The 25,025-nt window shown below is 41.8% G+C and carries 17 protein-coding genes; 7 read left to right on the plus strand and 10 right to left on the minus strand.

Features of this window, described 5'->3' with window-relative positions:
• Together A7968_RS04235 and A7968_RS04240 are read left to right on the plus strand one after the other, a co-directional pair.
• Complete coding sequence (locus A7968_RS04235; RefSeq protein WP_084448011.1) at positions 1–1,008, plus strand: tetratricopeptide repeat protein; 1,008 nt, start codon at positions 1–3, stop codon at positions 1,006–1,008.
• On the plus strand, positions 1,005–2,123 hold the full coding sequence (locus tag A7968_RS04240; RefSeq protein ID WP_064665305.1) for a HupE/UreJ family protein: 1,119 nt from the start codon (positions 1,005–1,007) through the stop codon (positions 2,121–2,123). The genes A7968_RS04235 and A7968_RS04240 overlap by 4 nt, the downstream gene beginning before the upstream one ends.
• A 57-nt stretch (positions 2,124–2,180) precedes the next feature.
• Here the strand turns inward: A7968_RS04240 and A7968_RS04245 are convergent, their stop codons facing one another.
• The 5 genes from A7968_RS04245 to A7968_RS04265 all read right to left on the minus strand — a co-directional run bounded on the left by A7968_RS04245 (position 2,181) and on the right by A7968_RS04265 (position 10,658).
• Positions 2,181–2,807, minus strand: a complete 627-nt coding sequence (locus tag A7968_RS04245) for a TetR/AcrR family transcriptional regulator (RefSeq protein ID WP_064665306.1) — start codon at positions 2,805–2,807, stop codon at positions 2,181–2,183.
• A gap of 150 nt (positions 2,808–2,957) precedes the next feature.
• Positions 2,958–4,367 carry an efflux transporter outer membrane subunit gene (locus tag A7968_RS04250; RefSeq protein ID WP_064665307.1) on the minus strand — a complete coding sequence of 470 codons (1,410 nt, stop codon included), beginning with the start codon at positions 4,365–4,367 and terminating at the stop codon, positions 2,958–2,960.
• Positions 4,367–7,498 (minus strand): efflux RND transporter permease subunit, encoded by a 3,132-nt coding sequence (locus A7968_RS04255; protein ID WP_064665308.1) that lies wholly within the window; start codon positions 7,496–7,498, stop codon positions 4,367–4,369. Before A7968_RS04255 ends, A7968_RS04250 begins: the two co-directional genes overlap by 1 nt.
• A 12-nt stretch (positions 7,499–7,510) precedes the next feature.
• Positions 7,511–8,668: an efflux RND transporter periplasmic adaptor subunit gene (locus A7968_RS04260; protein ID WP_064665309.1), complete on the minus strand. Its 1,158-nt coding sequence runs from the start codon at positions 8,666–8,668 to the stop codon at positions 7,511–7,513.
• 289 nt (positions 8,669–8,957) lie between these two features.
• Positions 8,958–10,658, minus strand: a complete 1,701-nt coding sequence (locus A7968_RS04265) for a cyanophycinase (RefSeq protein ID WP_064665310.1) — start codon at positions 10,656–10,658, stop codon at positions 8,958–8,960.
• Positions 10,659–11,103: 445 nt separating this feature from the next.
• Between A7968_RS04265 and A7968_RS04270 the strand changes: the two genes are divergently transcribed.
• The 3 genes from A7968_RS04270 (at position 11,104) to iadA (ending at position 16,759) form a co-directional block, all read left to right on the plus strand.
• A complete protein-coding gene (locus tag A7968_RS04270) occupies positions 11,104–14,031 on the plus strand; it encodes a TonB-dependent receptor domain-containing protein (RefSeq protein WP_064665311.1) in 2,928 nt (975 codons plus the stop codon).
• A gap of 142 nt (positions 14,032–14,173) precedes the next feature.
• Positions 14,174–15,580: a putative basic amino acid antiporter YfcC gene (gene yfcC, locus A7968_RS04275; protein WP_064665312.1), complete on the plus strand. Its 1,407-nt coding sequence runs from the start codon at positions 14,174–14,176 to the stop codon at positions 15,578–15,580.
• A gap of 12 nt (positions 15,581–15,592) precedes the next feature.
• A complete protein-coding gene (gene iadA / locus A7968_RS04280; RefSeq protein ID WP_064665313.1) occupies positions 15,593–16,759 on the plus strand; it encodes a beta-aspartyl-peptidase in 1,167 nt (388 codons plus the stop codon).
• Between the two features lie 48 nt (positions 16,760–16,807).
• Here the strand turns inward: iadA and paeA are convergent, their stop codons facing one another.
• From paeA to A7968_RS04295, 3 genes are all read right to left on the minus strand, one after another.
• Entirely contained in the window at positions 16,808–18,094 is a 1,287-nt protein-coding gene (gene paeA / locus A7968_RS04285) for a polyamine export protein PaeA (RefSeq protein WP_064665314.1), read from the minus strand.
• A 194-nt stretch (positions 18,095–18,288) separates the two neighbouring features.
• Positions 18,289–18,990, minus strand: coding sequence for a substrate-binding periplasmic protein (locus tag A7968_RS04290; RefSeq protein ID WP_064665315.1), 702 nt, complete (start codon positions 18,988–18,990; stop codon positions 18,289–18,291).
• 120 nt (positions 18,991–19,110) lie between these two features.
• Complete coding sequence (locus A7968_RS04295) at positions 19,111–20,223, minus strand: arginase family protein (RefSeq protein WP_064665316.1); 1,113 nt, start codon at positions 20,221–20,223, stop codon at positions 19,111–19,113.
• A 424-nt stretch (positions 20,224–20,647) separates the two neighbouring features.
• Between A7968_RS04295 and udp the strand changes: the two genes are divergently transcribed.
• On the plus strand, positions 20,648–21,406 hold the full coding sequence (gene udp / locus A7968_RS04300) for a uridine phosphorylase (RefSeq protein ID WP_064665317.1): 759 nt from the start codon (positions 20,648–20,650) through the stop codon (positions 21,404–21,406).
• Here udp and cdd read toward each other — a convergent pair.
• Positions 21,392–22,312, minus strand: coding sequence for a cytidine deaminase (gene cdd, locus A7968_RS04305; protein WP_084448013.1), 921 nt, complete (start codon positions 22,310–22,312; stop codon positions 21,392–21,394). The two genes, udp and cdd, sit on opposite strands and share 15 nt — an antisense overlap.
• A gap of 49 nt (positions 22,313–22,361) precedes the next feature.
• Complete coding sequence (locus tag A7968_RS04310; protein ID WP_225736435.1) at positions 22,362–22,688, minus strand: hypothetical protein; 327 nt, start codon at positions 22,686–22,688, stop codon at positions 22,362–22,364.
• A gap of 274 nt (positions 22,689–22,962) precedes the next feature.
• On the opposite strand from A7968_RS04310, the gene A7968_RS04315 reads away from it, so the two are divergent.
• Positions 22,963–25,014 (plus strand): tetratricopeptide repeat-containing sensor histidine kinase, encoded by a 2,052-nt coding sequence (locus tag A7968_RS04315; protein WP_064665319.1) that lies wholly within the window; start codon positions 22,963–22,965, stop codon positions 25,012–25,014.
• Positions 25,015–25,025: the final 11 nt, after the last annotated feature.

A 25,025-nucleotide genomic window follows, 5' to 3' on the forward strand; every position in this document is an offset into this window, starting at 1 on the left:
ATGACTGGCCGCGCCTTTAATTACCTTATATTTCTACTCTCATTGAATGCAGCCGCTGAGCCTTTCACACCTGCAGATAACGATATCATCGCACCAGCACAGGCTACCAATATTGCACAGCTAAACCAAGATGAATTAATGTTCTTACTGCTGCAAAGCCAACAGGTTGGCAAAACAGAATTACGTCAAGGTCTACTAAAAAACCAGTTACAACAGCGCTATACACAATCTGCAACACCTCAACTTGGTTATATGTATGCACGGGTATTACAACGTGAGCATCAATTTTCAGAAGCGCTGGCAATCACAAAAACCGTGTTACAGCGCGATCCCAACCACATTAACACCCACCTACTGCGAGCAAATATGCTGATGGTGCAAGGCGAATTTAAAGCCGCTAAAAAACAGTGTTTAAAATTAATCGGATTAACAACAATGGATGTTGTTAATACCTGCACACTCGATGTGCTAAGCCAAGATGGACAATTGGCACAAAGTTATCAAAGCTTAAAAAACAGTATTGTGAGCAATAAACAAAGCGATGATACCCGCCATGTACTCGCTGAAATGGCATTAAGACTTAATAAACCCGAAGCAGCACTTAGCCATATTCAATCTATACCGCTGGCCGGTGCGCCAGTAAGTTTAGTGGTGTTATGGGCTGATATTCAATTAGCGCAAGGGAACTATCAAACAATACTCAACACTTTGCCAACACTGGTGACAGATAAGCAAAACTTAGAAGACGCTTTATTGCTACGTTTAGCAATCGCAGAGCAATCCTACAACGAGCACTCTGGCAATCAATGGCAGACATTGATGGCACAAAGAGTAGCACTGCGCGAGTTACGGCAAGACCGCTTCCATGCCAGTGACTTAGCCCATTATTATTTAGACATTAACAAACAGCCTGAAAAAGCCCTTTACTGGGCTGAAATCAATTGGCAACAAGCCAAACTCGATGCCGATCAGCAGCTACTCACACGTGCGCAGGGAGCATCACTATGAAAATATCTATTCGTCACTTACTTTACTGTGTCTGCTTGTTACTTGTAAGCACTGCACAAGCACATCAATTAAGCACTAGTTATATTACTTTAACCACCACCGATGACGGCCAATTTACAGGCAGCTGGCAAGTTAACGTCGCTGATCTAGAACAACAAGTAGCGTTTGATTTAAACCAAGATGGTAATATTGCTTGGCATGAGATAACCGCAAAACACAGTGCAATCAGCGATTTTGTAACCGCATCCTTAATTGCAAATCCAGCAGCAAATTCAATAACTGAACTCGCCTGTAGATTTTCTAGCAGCGCCCCTTTGCAGCTTGACTCTCACTTTAATCAACCTTATGTAGTGATTGCCTTGCAGTTAGCCTGCCCAGCGGCTGCAAATGATTCCTTAACACTTGAATATACGGCTTTTTTTGATACCGATGCCAACCACAAAGCAATTGCGACTATCAATCAACAAACCCGTGTTATCAGTAAAGATAATGCAGCACAAACCTTTGATTTTGCGACTAGCAGTTACCTGACCACTTTTAATCAATATGTGTATCAAGGGGTATTACACATTTGGCTTGGTTTAGATCATATTTTGTTTTTAATTGCTCTGTTACTAACCTGCGTATTAGTTAGAAAAACCAGTAAATGGCAAGGGATAGAATCAAAAGCCACCATTTTTAAGCAAACCGCATGGATAGTCACCGCCTTCACCTTAGCCCATTCAATTACACTTACAGCAACGGCTATGCAACTTGTCTCGCCGAATAGTCGCTGGGTTGAGTTAGGCATCGCCATATCCGTGTTATTTGCAGCACTTAACAATATTTGGCCTTTGGTGATCCGATTAGGTTGGGTAACATTTGCGTTTGGTTTATTGCATGGCATGGGCTTTGCCAGCGTGTTAGGTGAGCTGGGCTTATCGAGTGATTATCAATTACTCAGCGTATTAGCATTTAATTTAGGAGTAGAAATAGGCCAACTGGCTATCTTAGTTGTTGCCCTACCGGTACTTATTTGGGCCAGAAACTACCCTTGGTATCAAAAATGGGTGATGCCAGCGGGCTCACTGGTCATTGCATTAATCGCGGTGCAATGGTCTTTAGAGCGGATTTAAAGGGATTAAAAATTGGGCTGCTCATAATCAGCCCAATTTATTTAACCTGAACTGTAGTTATTTGCTATCTGAGAATGGCACTAAAAGCACCCGCATCGCTGGACGCAGTGCTAGTAAAATGGTTGCTTTATCTAAGGTAGGATTGAGAGTTTTGCGTAATGTCAGTCCGCCCATCATGGCAAACATGACTTCGATGCGACTTTCAATTTCAATCGCACTGAGATCTTTAATCAAACTACGTTCACTTAATAACAGATCGCGCATTTTCTGCCTAGCGTAACAATCTGATTTTCGCAATTGCGCGGCAACTTTGTCGTTACGTGCGGTTTCTGCAAACATCTCTAAATCAAGTGCCCCTTGAGTTACATCGGTGTGGTGATCTACACCATGGTCTAAACCATCGAGTAACACCGTTACTAAATCACCAGGTTGATCTTCAAACTCTTGAAATACAGAAAACATCTTTTCCATATCCCGTTCGATGATCGATTCTATAATAGCTTCTTTACTGGCAAAGTAATTATAGATATGGCCAGCACTCATCCCTGCGGTCTTTGATATTTCAGCCATACCAGCACCGTGATAGCCTTTACGGCGAAAGCAATCTGCTGCCGCACATAACACTTGATCACGCCGAGCCTGCGCCAATGCGGGATCGGTTTGTCTTTTCGATTTTTCTTTCATGTATTCCTGCCAGGTAATCGCGAAAAGCACCGCTTTTCTTTTAACCTAATCATTATCGCTAGTTTACATGATCTTAACCACTGACCCTGTGCGTTACAACAAAGAACTTTATAAACTAGCGATAAAATAGCTAACGGCAAGCTTTAACCGTTATTCACTGTGCTGCGCAGGTCGCTGCCAACCACCACCAACCGCTTTATACAAATTAATTTGACTGGCAATATAGGCTTGCTTACCACGGATCAACTGCTGCCCTGCACTCACCCAGTTACGTTGTGCATCTAGGACTTGTAAATAGCTATCAGCACCTTTATCAAAACGCGCTTCCGAGAGCTTAAAAGATGTTTGGTTACTACTATATAACTCTTCAAGTGCTTTTAGCTGCTCCATATAGCCTTGGCGATCCACCAATGCATCAGACACTTCTTTAAACGCTTGTTGGATGGTTTGTTCATAAGTGGTCAGTGCTATTTGTTGCTGCGTTTGTGCGACATCTAAATTAGCTTGATTTCGACCCATATTAAAAATAGGCAAGTTAATCGATGGAATAAAACTCCATGTGCCCGTACCGCCGGAAAACAAATTATCAAGTTCACTCGAGGCGCTTCCTGCATTAGCCGTTAAACTGATGCTTGGAAAAAATGCCGCCTTAGCCACGCCAATATTGGCATTCGCCGCAAGTAGTTTAAATTCAGCGGCTTTAATATCAGGGCGTTGTTCAAGTAATTCTGACGGCAAGCCAACCGGCACTGTTGGAAAGTTTAATACTTCATCTAAACTCTCAACAGGCAGTAATTGTGTCGTCACCGATTGACCGACTAATAGATCCAAAGCATTTTTATCACGCTTTAATAAGCGCTGATAATTGGCAATGTCTACTTTCGCGGTCGCCACCGTACTTTGAATTTGCGCAAGGGTTAGCTTTGACGCCGCCCCTAATGCATAGGTTTTTTCGGTGAGCGTTAGAGATTGTTGCTGACTCTCAAGCGTTTCCATTGCCAGGGCTAGTTGCTCTTTATCCGCAGCATAATTGAGCCATGCATTTACCAACTCCGAAATTAAACTAATTTTCACACTGGTTTGTGCTTGCTCTGAGGCATACAAGGTTTGCAGTGCTTGATCAGATTGATTACGAATTTTACCCCATAAATCCAGCTCATACGCTGTCATACCAACGGTTGCAGAGTAACTTTCGGTAATTTGTGCATTACCCGTGGATGATAGATCAGCAGGTAAGCGCTGACGATTGCCCGATGCTGAAAAATCAATTGCAGGGTATAACGCAGAATCCTCAATTTGATAAAGGGCACGCACTTGCTGCACATTAAGTGCAGCCAGTTTAATGTCTTTATTATGTTGCAGCGTTAATTCAATTAAGCGTTGCAGTTTTTCATTGGCAAAAAACTGCTGCCAGTTTAAATCAGCAATATTGCCTTGCTCGCCCTGCACTGCATAACTATCTGGTACTGGTAATTGGATGTCCTCAAGCTCAGGCGCCATTTGGCAAGCACTTAACACCAATACACTTAACGTTGCTAAACTCAGCGTTTTTAATTTCATTACACCTGCTCCTGCTTAGCTTGCGCATGTTTACCAGGGAACACACGTCTTACCAATACAAAAAATAATGGTACAAACACCACCACAATAATTGATGATGCGAGTGTGCCACCAATGACTGAGATACCCAGCGCATTTTGCGCACCAGAACCGGCACTTGAGGCAATAGCCAGTGGTAATACGCCGCAAATAAACGCCATAGATGTCATCATGATAGGACGCAGTCGTAACCGTACTGCAGCAATTGCAGCTTCCACTAAGCCCATACCTTCATCCATTTTGTGGATCGCAAATTCCACAATCAAAATAGCATTTTTAGATGCAAGCCCTATGGTCGTTAATAAGCCCACTTGTAGGTAAATATCATTCGATAAATTAGCGACAAAGGCTGCCATCGCCGCACCAAATACACCTAAAGGTACAATCATCATAACCGCAGCCGGAACAGACCAACTTTCATAAAGCGCCGCTAAACATAAAAACACCACTAACAACGACAATGCGTATAGCAATGGAGCCTGACCGCCGCTTAAACGCTCTTCGTATGAAATACCTGTCCACTCAAAGGCAATACCTGGCGGTAATTGTTTAACCAGTTTTTCCATTTCATCCATGGCTTGTCCGGTACTGTAACCAGGCGCTGCTGAGCCTTGAATTTCCATCGCTGAAAAACCGTTATAACGCTCAAGACGAGGCGAGCCATAAGTCCAATATGACTGAGCAAACGCAGTAAATGGCACCATTTCACCACTGCTGTTACGTACGTACCATTTGTCTAAGTCCTCAGGTGCCATACGTGATTCAGGCGTGCCTTGCAGGTAAACTTTCTTCACTCGACCACGGTCAATAAAGTCATTTACATAGCTACTACCCCACGCTGTAGACAAGGTATTATTGATATCACTTTGTTTCAGGCCCAACGCTTCTGCTTTTGCTAAATCAATATCCAACTCAAGCTCTGGTTTGTCCTCTTGACCATTAGGACGCACACCTGCAAGTACAGGGCTTTGTGCGGCCATACCAAGCAACATATTACGCGCTTCTAATAGTTTATCGTGACCGAGTCCCACCCTGTCTTGTAAAAATAGGGTAAAACCATTAGCAGTACCTAGTTCTACTACCGCAGGTGGTGGGAAGGCAAATACAAAGGCTTCTTTAATCGTTGAGAAGTAACCCATTGCTTTTCCTGCAACGGCACCGACTGATAAATCATCACGTTGGCGTTCATCCCAATGTTTCAAGCCTACAAAGCCAATCGCCGCATTTTGACCCGACCCAGCAAAACTAAAGCCCGTAACACTAAATACTGAGCGTACCGCTTCTGATTGATCTTCGAGGAAATGCTTTTCCATTTTCTCTACAACTTTTAATGTCTGCTCCGTTGTCGCACCGGCTGGTAAACTTACTTGGTTAAATAAGATACCTTGGTCTTCGTCTGGTAAAAATGCAGAAGGCAATTGTGAGAAGATAAAAATCATGCCACCAACAATTAAGCCATAGCACAATAAATAACGTTTACTGTGTTTGATCATGCGACCAACAAAGCTCTGTGCACCATTATTAGTTTTATCAAAACCACGGTTAAAGCCGATAAAGAAACGACCAAACAATGATTTGTTATTATGTACGTGACTTGGCTTTAACATGGTTGCACACAGCGCCGGTGTTAAAATAAGTGCCACTAACACAGATAAACTCATCGCTGTTACTAAGGTCACTGAGAACTGACGATAAATAACCCCTGTGGAGCCTGCAAAAAACGCCATTGGCACAAATACCGCAGATAGCACCATCGCAATACCGACCAACGCACCTTTGATCTCATCCATTGATTTGCGGGTTGCTTCAAGCGGTGACAGCTTTTCTTCGGTCATCACCCGCTCAACGTTTTCAACCACAACGATGGCGTCATCCACTAATAAGCCGATAGCTAATACCATGGCAAACATAGTTAAGGTATTAATTGAATAGCCCAATACTTGCAGCACAGCAAACGTACCAAGCAAGACCACCGGCACTGCAATGGTCGGAATTAATGTTGCTCTAAAGTTCTGTAAAAACAGATACATAACTAAAAACACCAGCACAACCGCTTCAATTAATGTACTGACTACTTTTTCAATCGATAAAGAAACGAATGGCGTAGTATCGTAAGGTACAACACTTGCTAAGCCTTCAGGAAAAAACGGTTCTAGTTCCGCTAATGCGGCTTTTACACCTGCAGCAGTATCGAGTGCGTTTGCGCCACTGGCCAGTTTGACCCCTAAGCCTGAGGCTGGCTTGCCATTAAAACGTGCCACAACACCGTAGTTTTCACCACCGAGTTCAACTTTAGCAACATCGCCTAAACGTACAACGGAGCCATCGGGGTTGGTTTTTACAAAAATATCTCTGAACTGTTCAGGGGTTTGTAATCGGCTTTGCGCCGTCACTGTGGCATTAAGCTGCTGACCAGAAATAGCCGGAAGAGCGCCTAGTTGCCCTGCAGATACTTGCGCATTTTGCGCACTGATTGATGCACTAATATCAGCAGGAGTCAGTTTATATTTTTGCAGCATATTAGGGTCAAGCCAGATACGCATCGCATACTGCGAGCCAAACAGCTGTACTTCACCTACCCCATTTACCCGCGAGACAATATCCTGCACATTGGAAGCAACATAATCACCAATGTCGATGTTATTCATGCTGCCATCTTCAGATACAAAACCCACCACCATTAAAAAGTTACGGGCAGATTTGGCCACCGATACACCTTGACGCTGCACTTCTTGCGGCAACAATGGCGTAGCTAAGGCGAGTTTATTTTGTACTTGCACTTGTGCAATATCAGGGTCGGTATCGGCATCAAACGTCAGCGTTAATGAAGCTGAGCCGTTTGATTCAGAGGTTGATGACATGTACAACAAGCCATCTAAGCCTTTCATCTTTTGTTCAATAACTTGCGTTACTGTATCTTCTAGTGTGCGTGCAGACGCACCAGGATAGTTTGCTTGAATACTAATTGCTGGCGGCGCAATCGCAGGATACTGAGCAATGGGTAGCCCTTTGATCGCCAGTATACCTGCCAACATAACCACTATGGCCAGTACCCATGCAAAAATAGGCCTGTCGATAAAAAATCGTGACATTAAAATACTCCGTTATTGAGTTTTAGCTGCGGTTTCGGCTGGCACGGCATTAACAGGTGCGCCAGGGGCTATTTTTTGTAAGCCTTCAACAATCAATTGATCGCCATCATTTAAGCCACTTGTCACTAACCAATTAGAACCGACTGTGCGGTCAGTTTTTAATACCCGTGCTTCAACAGTGTTTTCTTTACTCACCACCATCGCCGTAGGCTCGCCTTTGGTGTTACGGCTAACACCACGTTGTGGTGCTAAAATCGCGTTAGTTTTTACGCCTTCCACAATCACCGCTCTCACATACATGCCTGGCAGCAATAGTTTTTCTGGATTTGGAAATTCAGCACGTAACGTTACTGAGCCTGTGCTTGGGTCAACTGTCACTTCAGAAAACTGTAAAGTACCTTTGTGTTGATACACTGAGCCATCTTCCATTTTTAGTTCAACTTCTGAATGGATTGCTAAGTCTTTATCAAGCTCACCGTTGGCTATCGCTTTTTTCAACCGTGTTAATTCACTGCTCGATTGAGTTAAGTCAACATAGATAGGATCAAGCTGGGTGACAGTTGCTAATGTCGTTGCTTGGTTCGCACTAACCAAGGCACCAGCCGTGACATTAGATTTACCAATTTGACCGCTAATAGGCGACAAAACTTTACTGTAATTAAGATTAATTTGCGCCGTTTTCAACTGCGCTTGCGCAGTTAATAAGTCCGCTTGAGCACCTTTATAATTAGCATCTGCTTCGTCATAATCTTGCTGGCTTACTGCTTTTATTTCTAGCAGCTCTGAATAACGCTCTGACTTTGCTTTAGCATTAGCAATGCTTGCTTGTGCTTTAGTGATCGCCGCTTTACTGGTCGCAACTTGCGCTTCAAATGTCGAAGGATCTATTTGATACAAAGCCTGACCTTTTTTAACTTCAGCGCCTTCAGTAAACAAGCGAGTTTGCACAATACCATTCACCTGCGGGCGAATTTCGGCCACTTGCGATGCAGTGACACGACCAGGAAGCTCTTTAGTGAGCGTTAATGGTTGGCTTTTTAAGGTAATGACGCCAACTGGAGATGGTTGTTGAGCCGGCGCACTCGCCTGCTGAGTTTGATCGCAACCGGATAAAGCAACTGCACTTGCCAAAGCGGTAACAGTAAAAAGAACGACGCGAGAACGCTGCATGTTAACTACCCTTAATTTAGAATGAACGATCATTCTAAATTAATTTATTGCATTTTCCAATGCTAATTGAGAATTATTTTTAAAAGATGTAAGGGTATGTAAAGAGCTGTAAAAAGGCTTGACTAAGGGGGAGAAGTCAGAGCAACAGATGGGCTGAAAAAGCGAGTAAAATGCACTTAAACGAAGTAGATAAAGATCATCAATGAGGGCAGAAACTGCTATTAAAAGCAAATAACATAATCACTTTTGCAATAAGCTGCTTAGCGTGTAAGCAGCTTATCTAAAAAGCCTACGGAATTGTCGTAATACTCACGTTAAGCTGGGCAACCGCACAGCCATTACTCGTTGGATTCAAGCGATAATATTGAGTACTTTCACTTGCGTTAAGCGTCACTAAAAACTCATCTTGTTGGCCTACCGCCGTTTTATCTTGACTTAAACACATAGCTTGAGTTAATGAGCGTAACTTCGCATCCGTTAAAATATTGCTAAAACGCTGCATCGGCAAAGGCGGCATTTTTATTGCCGGCAACACGTTATCGAGAGTGCGTTGATTAAGCTTAAAACCTGTTGCTGTAATATCAATCACAGCACCGGCTGGCCAGTATGAATAGCGAAAAGTCGCTTCATTTGGCACGTTATGCAAATAAACCACACCATTTTTGCCTATAACTGTCATCAACTGCGTTTTCGCCGAGTTAATCACCACCAAGGCGGTTGTTTCATCGATACCAAAGCCATGCTGCTGTTTTGTAGCCTTAAGTAATGTTGCTAAACGAGCGGTACGATCGCGTTCACTAAAGTGGGTATCTAAAATTCCCATATCAAAACTAGCTAAGCCACCATTAGCTTGATAAGTCAGCGAATCTGCCGTTAAACCTTTTTTACACTCATCACCACAACGCTCACTCGGTGCTGACACCGCATGTGCCCCCTCACGCAATGCTGATAAACTAGTGCCATTGGTGATCATCGCCACATTACCAGCTTGATTTTTACCACCACTTTGAATTGCCGTACCGGCACTTGTTCCTACTAGTAGTGACCGAGTGCGGATAGCCTGCGTCCAAGGGTATGCTTTACCGCTCTCGTCATATAACACTTTACGGGTTAAACTTTGATCTCCCCCATTAAGCATGATCCCTGTCGCTGAGTTAATCGTTTTAACAAGATTATCAACCCCTTGCTCACACAATGCTTGCTCTGCATCGGTGCGATCTGGGTAAATCTGCTGACGATTAAATAACTGCATAGATTGTTCACGAATACTTCCTAAATCCTCGCAGCGCCCCGCAGTAATAGCCTGAGCAAGTGCTGGGGTAAGTGCTAGCCAATGTGTTTCAATACCATCAAAACTCAGTAATCCCTCATAAAAATCAGCCGATTCATAGGGATCGCGACTTGATGCGGTTATCGCCAATAAAATAGGTTGCTCAACATTTACTTTCGCTGTTGCTGAAACAAAATCTAAAATATCATTGGCTGCGTGCACTGTGTTCATCTTAGTATTTACAGCTTCTTTTATGCGTTTATTATTAGCATCGATAACTGGTACTTCTAGCGTATCTATTACAAAATTATATTCTTGATCCGTTAATTTATTTAATAACCCATTATCTAAATCTCGCCATGTCCACAATAAGGTACTTTTATCTATTTGACTCGGATGTTGAACTGCTACAGTTGCTAAAAGCTGCAAAACTTTATTGCGATTATCAATATTATTATTGACCCATTGTGACTTTATTTTATTTAACGCGTCATCAGTTAGGTGATAACGGTTACTTTTTTTACCTTCGAGCTGTGTTTTATTTTCGCAGTTTTGACTACTCATACTTGAACACGTCGTTAATGCACCACCGATTAACACTAACGTTTGCTGCGTTTCACTTGCATTTATATGCGCCGAATATGACGACAAAAACACTAAAAATGAAGCTAAAAGCCCTGTAAATTTACCGACAACACATCGCCCTTGAACGTTTTCCATAATGTTATACTCATGTAAAAAATGATAAGAAATAGCTTGCAGTGAACCTTTATGCTTGCTATAAAAATAAGGAACTTTTAAATCGCGAGTAAGCTAGCACCCAAGTGCGGGCTTTGTCAAAACCCTTTTGGATTGGAATTATGTTTAAAAACGCAACATCGCTTTGTACATATTTCTACTCTCCCCACTACCTTTCGGAGTGGTTTGACGAGTAGCCACACCTCACATTCTCGTGAGGGGCTAACTGTGTCTAAACATCACTGCCCTGTCTGATACCAATCAAATTTAAAGCAAATAAAGACTAAATTAACATTAGTTTTGCAGCTCTTTGCGGCTGCTTTTAATTTTGCCTCTATTCGGTTGGAAAAATCATAATAAAAAAATGAGCAAGCGGCTGTATTTAAAGCACGTTTCGACTCTTGAATAAGACAAAAGGTAAATTAACATGTTTCGTCAATTAACTATTGCAGCGGCAATAAGCGCATCGCTTTGCCCTGTCACTTCTGTGTATGCACAAGAAAATGTTGAATCTGAAAACATTGAACGAGTAGAAGTAACGGGATCACGTTTAAAAGGCGTCGATCTTGAAGGAACCATACCACTAACCGTATTAGATCAAGACGCCATCAAGCGCTCTGGTGCTAATACTATTCACGAACTGTTAAAGGATTTATCTGTCTTTAAAGGGGGAAGCGGCACCTTTTCCACCTCAGAAAGCGGTGGTACTTCCACCTCAACACCAGCCGGACAATCTGCCGCAAGCCTACGTGGCATGGGCCCATCAGCGACACTTACGTTAATAAATGGACGCCGCGTTGCACCTAGCTCATTTGCAGCAGGGACTGAAAACTTTGTTGATGTAAACTCAATTCCACTGGCCGCAATCGAGCGCATTGATATTTTAGCTACCGGTGCTTCGGCCGTTTATGGTGCTGATGCCGTGGCGGGTGTGATCAACTATATTTTAAAAGATGACTTTGAAGGTGCAGAAATAAATACCTCTTTTTCAGATAGCTTCAACAGCCATGATGAAAGCAAAAAACAGCTAAACCTAGTTTATGGAACAAATATTGGTGATAGTAACTTAACTGTATTTGCTGATATTTTTGACCGTAACGCATTCAAAGCAACCGATCGTGATTACACAGCATCACCATCTTTGGTCAATGGCTATTCGTATTTACCTAAGCTTGAAAATTCGCCAAATATTTATTATTTCAGTAGTCGTGACGGCAACGAACTAGCTTCACCAAACTGTAAAACGGAACTAGTCACTACTGAATTTGGTGAGCAAATATGTGCCTATTACCCTAATCAAGATGATTATTTGGATACACCATTTGAAAGTTTATCAACCGGCTTTATGTTTAATAGCAGTGTAGGTGAACTTGATTGGCACACTGACTTCTTCTATAGCCAAACAAAGTCTAAAGCATACTCATCCCCCTCGCCAATTAACCAAATTAATGACGATGATGGTCCGTTTATTTTAGAAGATGCCTTATTTATTTATGATAATGAAGACGGCACTAATGACTTGATGGATCAATTGTATATTGACCCATTTGATACGCAAGCTGGCCGTGAAGTATACGGCTTTGGCTTTGATGCCCGCTTTAATGCCCCGCGTACTGTGGAAGTAGAAACTAAAAACTTTCGTTTAGTAAGTAGCCTTGCTGGCGATATTGGCGATTGGGGCTGGGAATCGGGCGTGACCTTCTCTCGTTCAAGCTCAGAGCAAGAAGCCATTGATGGTGTTTATAACCGTTATCAATTTCATGCTGCCATTACCGGTGAGCTATGTTCAGACGGCACCCTTGCAAACTATGACGGCACCAACCTTAACTGTGCATCAGGGGATTTACTGCCATTTTATAACCCATTTATACAAGGCGATGCAGCTAATGATGCGGTTTTAGCAACTGCACAGGCACGCCCAACACGCAGTGGCGAAAGCACTGTATATGGCTGGGATGCAAACTTTAACGGTGAGCTGTTCACCTTTAATGATTTACCCGCTTATGCATCATTTGGTGTTGAAGCACGCCGTGAAGAATTAACGGACATTCCTTCACTTGACTCGCAAGCACGCCCTGAAAACGATTACTTAGTGGATGTATTTGGTTTTGGTTCGAGCTTATCAGCGGCTGATCGCACTCAATATGCGGCGTTCGCAGAAATAAGTGTCTCATTGACAGATCAAGTGGAGCTACAGGCAGCAGGGCGTTACGATCATTATGATGACTTTGGCGGTACATTTAATCCGAAAATTGGCCTAAGCTATCGCCCTACTGACTCGTTAGTTGTTCGTGGCTCATGGTCTACGTCATTTCGTGCTCCTTCACTTACCCAAGCCGGTGTTAAATTAAGAACCACTCAATCCACTTTCGATTGTGGTGCTAACCAAACGGTTTCAGATCTATACTGTGCGGGTCAAGGTACTGAGGTAAGCGTTAACTCACTCGAGCTTGGTAATAAAAACCTTAAAGCAGAAGAGTCTGAAGCTATTAGTGTTGGTTTTGCGTGGAGCCCAAGCGTTGAAACTAACTTGACCGTTGATTATTGGCAGTTTGATCACGAAGAAGTGATTGATACCAACATGACTGCAGTACTCGATCGCGCCATTACTGATGCATCACTGCGCCATTGCGGTATTGTCCCAGAAGGTCAACAAGGTATCTCTTATGATGAAGAGTTATGTGATATCAGCGACGAGAGTGGTTTAAATATCGAGCAAGATGGCGCTAATTTAAATGAAATTTTGGATAACTATATTACTGCATTCAATCCTCGCGATGATGAATTATTTCTTCCATTATTCCGCGATCATGTCATTCCACTTGAAAATACCGGCACACAAACGTTAGCGGGGCTCGATATTAAATTTGACCATCGCTTTGCGTTATCTGGCGGCGATTTAACCTTCGCTTTTGACGGCACTCACTACCTTGAGTTTGAACGTAATAAACCAGGGTCTGATGCAATTGAAAAGTTAGTTGGTACGTATCGCTACCCTGAAAACATCGCTCGTATGTCAATCGATTGGGAAGCACAAAGCTACTACCTAAACCTTGGCGCAAACTATACCAGCAGCTATGAAGATGACATAGAAGGCCTTAGAGGCCGTGAAATTGCTGAACTGGAGAGTTTAGGTGAACTTGACTCACAAGGTAAGCATCAAGTTGACGATTGGCTTGTGTGGGATTTATCAGCGGGTTACTACGTCAATAAAGCACTCACTTTACGAGCACGTATAGATAACATTTTTGATAAAGAGCCACCAAAACTTTATGGTTCAAGCCGTGGTTTTGACTCAATAAACCACAACGCCTATGGCGCTCGCTACACGCTAAGTGTCAGCTATCGTTTTTAAAGGTTAACAACACCGTCCAAATTGCACTAAGTGGCTTTGCAGTTGATCTGCTCAGTCACTTATTTTCATTAACTTCGTGTTAGAATCCTCGGATGCGTGACTTACTTTTTAAGCAGTGCCTTCCTTAGTTGAAAGTGAAATTATGAAAAATAAACAATTCTCCATGCCTGATGCAAGTATCATCTTGTTATCTGTGGCACTCATTGCCTATCTGGCAACTTTATTTATTACCCCTGGGGTATTTAACGCAGCAAAAGATAGCCATAATGTTGAGCTTTCTCAATACCAAACTGTAACTGTAAGCAAGCAAACGCCGCTGTTTGCTGAAGGCGGTGAAATTGGTCTGGCAAATGTGTTGTTTGAAGGTTTAGTCTCGGGTGACAAGTACGGCGCAACCATCGGTGTTATGGCGTTTATATTAATCACCGGCGGTGCCTTTGGGATCATCATGAAAACAGGCGCAATTAATAACGGTATTATGGCGCTTATTAATAAAACACAACGAATTGAATGGCTGTTTCTACCATTATTATTTGTGTTATTTTCATTAGGTGGCGCAGTATTTGGCATGGGCGAAGAAGCGATTGCTTTTTGTATTGTCTTGCTACCGATCATGAAACAGCTCGGCTATGATGCCAAAGTAACGGTTTTAACTACGTATGTTGCCACACAAATAGGCTTTGCGACCTCATGGATGAACCCGTTTAGTATTGCCATCGCGCAATCTATTGCTGAAATTCCGGTATTTTCTGGCGCAGGTTTTAGAATGGCTGCTTGGTGCGTATTCACGCTATTTGGCTTAGTGTTTACTGTGCGTTATGCCAGTTCAATAAGGCAGAATAAAACCGAGCAAATACCAGCAAATACTCAGCCTGCGTTAGACATTGCCGATAAATTAATTTTATTCACCTTTATATCAGGTATTGCTTGGGTTGTATGGGGTGTGATGGCGCGCCAATATTATATTCCAGAGCTGGCTGCACAGTTTTTTTGTATAGGCTTAGTCAGCGCATTTATTGCCAGTATATTTAACAAACAAAGCGCCAATGAGAGTGCCGATGCCTTTAAGCACGGTGCGCAAGAGTTATTACCTGCGGCTATGTTGGTTGCACTGGCAAAAGGTGTAGTGCTGCTTTTAGGTGGCAGCGACTTAAACTCGCCTTCTACACTTAATACTTTGCTTTATCACAGTGCAAGTAGCATCGCCGCAGTGCCTGACTTTGTCGCAGCATGGGGTATGTTACTATTTCAAAGTATATTTAACTTTTTTGTGTCATCGGGATCTGGTCAAGCAGCTATCACCATGCCTTTAATGTCGCCGCTTGGTGATTTACTCAATGTATCTAGGCAAATAGTTGTTCTTGCATTTCAGTTAGGCGATGGCCTTACGAATATACTGATCCCTACCTCAGCAAGTTTGATCGGCTGTTTAGGTATTGTAAAACTTGACTGGAGTGAGTGGGCGGCTTTCATTTGGCGCTTCACCTTGGCACTATTTACATTAGCAAGCGGCTTTATTTTTCTTGCTTACTTCATTAACTATCAATAAAAAGACGTTAATATGTTAACACTAATTCGTGGGGCAAGCCTTTATACCCCAAGCCCTCTAGGCAAAATGGATGTACTAATTGCTGGCACAAAAGTAATTGATTTTCAGCCGCACATAAAGCTCGATAGTAATATCAATGTAAAGCAAATTGACGCTACAGGTTATATTTTAACGCCCGGTTTTGTAGATTCTTTGGTGCATATAACCGGCGGCGGTGGCGAAGCCAGCTTTGCGAGTCGCACCCCAGAAATGAACTTAACCGATGCGACATTACATGGCATCACTTGCGTAGTTGCAGCACTTGGCACAGATTCTAGCAGCCGTACACTCACTAATTTAGTCGCCAAAGCAAAAGGCTTGAAAGAGCTAGGGTTAAATGTATTTTGCCATACCGGCTCATATCATTTACCAGCTAAAACACTGACTGGCAGTGTGACCAATGACATCATGTATATTGAAGAATTTATTGGCGTGGGTGAAGTTGCCATTTCGGATCACCGCAGTAGTCAGCCGACAGTACAACAACTGGCTGAGCTTGCTGCTGAAGCTAAAGTGGCCGGTATGTTAAGTGGTAAAAAAGGCATTATTAGCATTCATGTCGGCCCAATTGATAGCCACTTAACCATTCTTCATGAGGTTGGAAACAGTACTGATATAGCGCTATCTCAGTTCTATCCTACGCATATGAATCGCAATAAAGCATTACTTGATGCGGGTATAGACTTTTGCAAAGCCGGTGGCAGCATTGATTTTACTACCAGTACCACTGAGTATGATTTAGCTCATGGTGAATATGCTGCAGCGAGCGCCCTTGCTTATTGTTTAGAGCATGGCGTAGATGCCACTAAACTTACAATGAGCTCAGACGGTCATGCAAGCTTACCTATTTTTGACGATTCATTTAACTTATTAGGCCTTGAAGTTGGTAAAGAAGCATCACTGCACACGTCGTTCATGCAAGCAGTGCATGAATACGGCGTCAGTATTGAACATGCGCTCATGGCTATTACCTCAAACCCTGCGCAAGTACTTGGGCTTAACAAAGGCACTATTCGTATTCAAGGTGATGCCGACTTAGTTTTGCTGGATGAAAAAACCCTTTCGACAAAACATGTTTGGAGTAACGGCAAGCTCATGGTCGAGCAAGGCGAAGCGATTGTTAAAGGCCCATTTGAATAACTAATTAAGCAGTGAAGGGGCGAACTTTCGCCCCGATGCTGTTTCAGCTTATAGCCCTGAAGGAACCTTTGACACCAACAACTGCTCAACTCTAATACCTTCTACATCAACCACTTCAAACTTAAAGCCTGCATATTGAATGTACTCAGCTCGTTTCGGAATGCGCTTCATTGAGAAGATTAAATAACCAGCAACAGTTTCATAGTGCATTTGATCTGGAAACTCATCGATTTCAAGTACTTTTGCTAATTCTATAATCGGTGTTAAGCCATCCACCAGCCAGGAGTTAGCGTCTCGCTCGATGATCAGCTCATCACCCGTATGAGTGATCAAATCACCCATAAAGCCTTTCATTAAGTCTTTTACAGTAACAATACCGACCACTAATGCATATTCATTTACCACCACTGCAAATGGTTTAGCCGCAGATTTAAAGGCATTTAATGCCTCAGACAAACTGAGTGTTTCTGGTAGATAAAAGGTGTCTTTTTCGAGCATTTCATCATTAATATTTGCCGCATCGCCTTTGAGCACTTGACGCAAAATATCTTTCGATTCGACCGAGCCAATTAGTTTATCTAAATTACCATTACATACTAAAAAATGATTATGAGGATGTTCAATAATTTTTCTGGCAATGTCATCACTAGCTTCATTGATATCGAAATAAACTATTTGATCCCGTGGCGACATAACACTAGATAAAAAGCGCGCTTCCAAGTCAAATACGTTACCAATTAAGTCATACTCTTGTTGTTGTAAGCTACCATACTCAGCACCGGCGTCCATCATCGCGACGATATCTTCCGTGGTGACGATATCCTCACGCTCGGCGGGTACTTTAAATATTCTTAAAATGACGTTAGTTAAGCCATTAAAAAACACCACTAATGGGGTTAAAGCAAAAGTCACCCAACGCATCAAGGTAACCAGTCTTACAGCCACGGCTTCTGGCATGATCATCGCTAACCGCTTTGGCATTAAATCAGCAAACAAGATAAATAATGAGGTAATGGTAAAAAATGAAATTAGAAAGCTAATTTGCGCTAACAACGGGCCTTGATAAACCATGACTAACACACTTTCTACATACGGTGAAAGTGCCTGCTCACCAACGATACCACCTAAAATAGCAATCGCATTTAAGGCAATTTGGATCATGGCAAAAAAAGCGCCTGGTTGCTCTTGCAGCTTTAGTACCGCAGCGGCTTTTGCATTACCTTCATCAGCCATTACTCTTAGTTTAATTTTACGTGATGCAGCAATGGCGATTTCCGACATAGCAAACAACGCACTGATCAAGATCAACAAACCAATCCCGATTAAGTCACCCATTTATAGCTCCAAAAAAATGCGCTTTTATAAGCAAAAGCTGCTGGATTATAGCCCCTTTTAAAGGTTGGGCAATTGAAATTTAACAAATATTAAAATCATCATAGCATCAACAAGTTAGAACTTATTTATGATCAACTTTCCGGTCAGCCTTAGCTGGTTTAACGCGCGAAACTAAGTGAAAGTTAGCCAACTTACTAATAGTGGTTAAAAGCATTGAGCAGGGCAGCCTCAGTGGGTTTATCCAGTCCTTTATTGCAGGCAAAATACAGTTCAGGCTGCTCAGTGTTAAGTCTTAATGCAGGGGTCAGTTCCTCAGGTAGTTTGTCACCGTTCTTGACTCTGGTATGTTCAAACTGGGCTCTTTGCTCTGGTAACACCACCAGATCTATAGTGTTTTTTCGGTTTCGAACTATTTCAAATATATTGTCAAAGCTATTCATTAACATCAGGTTTTTACCTTCTTCAAAGCCCTGTGATAGTAAATACTGATGACTGTAATTATCTTTTAATACGGCGATACGGTATTGCTTCGCCTGCTCTAAGGAAGTAATAGTGATTTTTTTTGAATGCAGTGCGTATAAATAAGTGTTCAGTTCTGCCAATTTAGCTATCCAGATAAACTCGCTCTCACGGGCTTTGGAGCGGGTCACTGAATATATACATGTATGCGTATCCCGTAATGCCATATTGAATGCCGTACTCCAACTTTCAACAGACATTGTGTAATCAAGTGCTGAGTTAGCCAATACCGCATTTACCTTGTCAGCAATAACGCCGACAATTTGATTATTCTCATCGAGATATTGAGCTGGCGGAAAATGCTCCGTAACAATATTGAGTTTAGCAACGCTTTGCAGGCTGACTAGTGCTAGCAGTAAAATCCAAAATCTTCTCACTTATTCCTCACAGAAGTATATAAAGTACAAACTTTATGCTTGTATCTGCTTAAATATAGTGAATTATTTTCAAAATGAGAACAAATCGCAGCACAAATATATGCCGCGATGATTACTCTATCAACCGCGATTCATGGCATTAATTAAAAATGCGGAGATTTTTGCGCCTTCACGTAACGTTGTTTCCGAGCTTGATTGACCAACCAAAGAGCTGTCGGTAAATGGCGCGATCTCCATCATGTCAGCGCCGGTGATCGGAAACTCATCCGCTAATGCGACTAAGATATCTAATGCATGCTGCGGTGTTAAACCATTGCCTTCAGGGGTGCCCGTTGCTGATGCGAACTCCTCATCTAACGCATCAATATCAAAGCTCACGTAAAGCTCATCAACATTATCAGCTTTAAGCTGCGCGATGACCTCGGCTGCAACTGCCGGCGCGCCACGTTCAATGATCTCATGAGCCCAATGCTGCTTCACACCAAAGGTTGATTCCCAATGCTGTTTTGGCTTGCCACTTGAACGTATACCAAATTGAATCAAATGATGCGGTGCAGGTAAGAACTCTAAAATATGCGTACACCACGAGCCAAAACATAAATCGATGCCTAAACGCTCGACCAATAAATCGGTGTGCGCATCAAAATGAATAATCGCAGTGCGTTTACCTTGCGCACGCTTGGCTTTTAAATACGCTTTGGTTAGCGGGTAACTAATTGAGTGATCGCCACCAATACCAAAAATACCTTTATCAGTAAACGTTGCATAAAAGCTATCGCACACATCTTCAGTAATTGATAGTGGACTTACGTAATACTCACTGTTTGGGTTGTCGTATAACGCTTTTTGACAATTGCTGATTGTGGTGTCATTGAGGTATTTATCATGTAACAGATGTGGAATAACCCGCACATCACCTAAATCAAATGACTTAGCCTGAGGTTGTTGATCAATCAGCGTTGAGCGTAAAAATAATGGCCCCCAGTTTGCGCCACGTAAAATACCGCCGCCGCAATCAGAGCTGATCCCTAAAGTCACCGCTTTATGCGGGCTATCAGTTAACTCTTCTAATGACTCGCGCCATAAAGTATCAACATTATCTTCTTGTCCGTACAGTTTTATACGCAGTGCTGCTTTACGTTCTTTTGCGGTATTGACCGTAAAAACACCATCACCTGGTGGGCATAAACAGTGTTCTACTTTACTTTTAAATGTCTGCCATTGTGTGCTCATAACGATTCCTTACTGTGTTCTTTTGCGTAATTATGCAAAAAGAAAGCTGCTAAAAATAAATTTAATAAAAGCTTCATTTGCCATGACAGGATCAGAAATATGTTCATAAACGATCGAGTCTACCTCGTTAAAAAACAATTTATATTTATATAAAACATGCATTTAACGTTTATTTTTTAACAGCGTATAAATTCAAATTATATGCTTAGTAAGATAGATATAGTGTCTGCACAGACAAGTCAACCAGCTTGGCTATTGCATCGGTTTTCTACCTGCTTGATTATTCAAAAGCAATGAATAAACCTTAAAACGGACATCCGTCCTGTACAGCATTTAGCATTGTGGTAATTATGCTAAATTGACAACGACTCTTTCAAAATTAATGTGATAATCACGTTAAATTCAAAAGTAATAAGGCTTCGCTATGGAAAAGGTATTTCACTTAGGACTCACTCGCAACGACTTACAAGGTGCAACATTGGCTATTGTACCGGGTGATCCAGACCGTGCTGCACGTATTTCTACGTTTCTTGAAAACTCAACATGTCTTGCTCAAACCCGTGAGTTTCACGTTTATTTAGGCCAACTCAACGGCCACTCTGTCGTGATATGTTCAACCGGTATCGGCGGACCTTCAACCTCTATTGCGGTGGAAGAACTAGCACAGTTAGGTGTTGAAACATTTTTACGCATTGGTACAACGGGGGCAATTCAGCCGCATATTAATGAAGGTGACATTTTAATCAGCCAAGCGTCTGTGCGTTTAGATGGCGCGAGTCAGCATTTTGCACCACTGAGTTTTCCTGCAGTGTCAGATTTCTTTAGCACCCAAGCGATGGTGACTGCCTGTGATAATTTAGGCATTGATTTTCATATTGGTATTACCGCATCAAGCGATACTTTCTACCCAGGGCAAGAGCGTTACGATACCTACTCAGGTTATGTACCAAAAGCGTTCCAAGGTAGCTGCGAAGAATGGCAAAAACTAGGCGTGATGAACTATGAGATGGAATCGGCAACATTATTTACTATGTGTGCTGCGCTTGGCTTAAAAGCAGCCTGCGTGGCTGGCGTATTAGTAAATCGTACTCGTCAAGAAATCCCCAATGTAGATCACGGCGAGATTGAGAAAAAATCAGTCACCGTGGTACTTGAAGCTGCAAAATTGTTACTTAAATCGTAAACTATAGGTTTCTAAAGCTGGTAAGTTAGCATAACTTGCCAGCACAGCTTGAGTTACTTGCAGTTGATTTTCTGCTCCCTCGGTTTGCACTAACTCTACTCTTTCAATGCTTGCATTATCCATCCTCAAACCAGCCAAATGTAACTGACTGATTGCACTTTGTAGTGGTGCAAGGCTAGGGCTATACGCAGCGTTTTCAGCGTAGCGACCATAAAAACTACCATGATCAAAGGTGGTTATCTTTACTGCACTGAAGTTGCCAGTGTAAGGGACATAGGCGTGTTGTGCCTGATCTACAAGTAACGAGCATACGTCTGAACTTGCGACTAATTGTGCACACTCAGGAGTGGGGTTAAATAGACTATATTGATTACCTAAATCCTTTGGCCCAAAAGCGGCTGGTAACAATTCTGCCAGTTTGAATTGTTGCTTAGGTAATAGAATGTCAAAGGTATCTGCATCCGCCAATTCATTCATAAACTGACGACAATAGCCACATGGCGCATCACTAATTGCGATTTGAACAATAGCTTTAGCACCATTGAGCCAGGCATTATTAATAGCGGATTGCTCGGCATGCACCACTAAACTGAGTGGCTGATGAGCAAACTCAACGTTAGCACCAAAGTAAAAGTGCGCGTGCTGATCTTTATCTAGGCCTACAACAATTGCGCCAACCGAGAACTGTGAAATAGGCGCTACGGCGAATAAAGATGCCACAGGTAAGCACGCTCTTAACAGCTGTTCTTGAGTCAGCGAGAATTTCTTACACAGTTGGTCAATATCAGTGGCAGTCAATTTGCCCTGCTGTGACTTAACTTGATTGAACAGTGCGTTGCGCGCACGTTCATCAAATACATGTCCTGTTATAGAATTTATAGGCGAAGACGAAGTTGATAAAGTCATAAACAAATTTTACTTATTTAATGGCTTCACAGTGTAAAATGTTCGGCTACTAATTACCAGATTGATTTTCAAGCCAATTTTTAGCGCTAGTAAAACACTCAAAATTTTCAGCTTTGAGATCAAAACGTTTTGCTTTTTGTAAAAACAAATCGTGCATAAAACCATCAAAACTAACGACCCTAGCAATAAAACAATTCGCTAGCCAATTTGATACTGCTGGCATTATCGTTAGCAAATCACTGGCCGGAAATTTATGCGTCAACTCAGACACATCGACCAGTAGTTTATTACTGCCATAAATAGACACATATTGCTGGGCTATTTGATAAAAATTCATCACATCCTGTGCACTTGCCGTCCCTCTTAGCGTCATCATAATTAATGACGTGGAAGCATCATATGTGATGCAAGTAGACACATTCGACATTTTACTACTCAGTAATTAACACACTTGCCACGATGGCAAAACAGCCGACATTCTAAATAAAATAAAAAAACAGTCAATCTCTAACAATAAATCAGGTCAGACCAGAACAACAATTCAATCTAAAGGATGACTTTTGTTGCTGAAATGATACTAATGGGGCGGTGAAAAATATCGATTTTTCGCTATACTGGGCGTATGCTGTTCGCAAAGTAAGCTCCTCACTATGATACTATTATTCGCTTTTCGCATCTTCACATTTGCATTTTTGCTCAGTGTTAGCGCATTTGTTTTAGCCGCGCCACTGACTGACTCTGAGTATGAAGAACTAAGGCAACATATTCGTAGTGCTTATGCTGAAAACCCAGCCACCGCGATCACATTAACAGACACAATTTTAAAAACAAAAGAATTGACTCTTGAGCAACAAATTAAAGTACTTAACTATAAAGCCTGGTTCCAACTTGAAACCGATCAACTAGAAGAAGCTATGCGTACTTTGGTCACTTATAAGGCTATGACTTTACGCTCAAGTGATCCCACTTTAATGTACGGCTATTATAATATTAGCGGCGGTATCTACTCTAAACTTGCCCTCTACGAGCAAGCGCTCAATTATTTTTTGCAAGCCCTCGAACAGGCTAATATGCGAAAAATAGAACTTGTGCATCAAACTGAAAACAATATCGGCGGAGTGTATCTTGCTTTACGCAAGCTTGATGAGGCTGAGCGCGCATTTACCCAATACTATGAATACACTAAACCACTCAATAAACCATTAGATTTATCTTTTGCGATGACCAACTTAGTAAAAGTGATGGTAGCAAAAAAACAGTACCCCGCAGCAAAAAAACTGCTTGAGCGTGCCATAACATTACAACAAAGCAATCAATTTGATTATCATTTAGCGTTAAACTACCAACTACTTGGTCAAGTTGAGCGAGAAACCGAAAACTATCAAAGTTCGGTGAATTATTTACAACAAGCCATTTTATTATTTTCTAACAGTGGTACAGATGTAGAGCTTATTAACGCCAAGTTATCCCTTGCTAAAACTTACCATGAAATGGGCAAGACTGAGCAAGCAATACAATTAACCAACGAAATTCAACAACAAGCAATGCAACTGAAAAACTTAAGCTTAACTGCCACTGTCAGCGAATTTTCAGCCTCATTATCTGAGTCCATCGGAGACTTTAAAGCAGCTTTACATGCTTATAAACAATTTAACCAAAGTAGACAAGCGTTGCTGCAGCGCCAATCAAATGTAAATTTAGCGAAAGCACTTGCCGAAGTTGATATGGCAAGTAAAGAGTTAAAAATAGCTAACTTAACCAAAGAGCAACAAATTAAAGCCACCGAAGCGAAAGCATTTAAAAAACTCGCACTCGCAATCGCAGTTTCATTAGTGATAATACTGTTTGGCTCAATGTACGCCATCCGCAGTATATATAATCAAAAGCAGGCACTGGCAAATACCCTAGAAACACTTACCAACACACAGTCGCATTTAATTGAGGTTGAAAAAATGGCCTCGCTGACAGCACTTGTCTCAGGTATGGCTCATCAGTTAAATACACCTATTGGTACTATTGTGACTGCCAGTTCATTTATTCAAGATAACTTACAATCACTTGAACAAAAATTTAATGACAAAAAGCTCTCCCCTAGTGACTTTAATCTGTTTATTCAACAAAGTAATACCGCTAAAGATTTGGTGATCAGCAATATTAATCGCTTAGCAAAGATGGTTGAAGAATTTAAAGCATTGAATGTCTCAATTGCATTAGACAAACCAATGAGCAAAATTAAGCTGCGCAGTTTTATTGTTGAACGGATGGATACGTTACAGGGTTATCTATCTAAAGATATTAGATTTGAGTACAGCGGCGCAGAATTAACTATTACTTCCTATCCATCGATTATCGGTGATGTGTTAAAAACATTAGTCATTAATGCCTACGAACACGGTTTTAAAGATACTGAAGATGCAATAATAAACATTGATATTAAAGAACAAAATGAACAGGTTATGATAGTTTTCCAAGATAATGGCAGTGGTATAGACAACGCTATATTAAAAGATATTTTTACACCATTTTATTCAACCAACCCGGGCGGGAATCATTTAGGGTTAGGGTTAAATGTAGTATTTAATGCCGTTAAATATAATCTATTCGGCAATATATGCGCCGAGCCTTGTCAGCACGGCGCACGCTTTATAATTACTTTACCAATTGATGGGCCTCAAGCTGCAAAACAGCGCGATGAGACCTAACAAAGAGCAAA

The sequence above is a fragment of the Pseudoalteromonas prydzensis genome, from assembly GCF_001661495.1.
Classification (GTDB): Bacteria; Pseudomonadota; Gammaproteobacteria; order Enterobacterales; family Alteromonadaceae; genus Pseudoalteromonas; species Pseudoalteromonas prydzensis.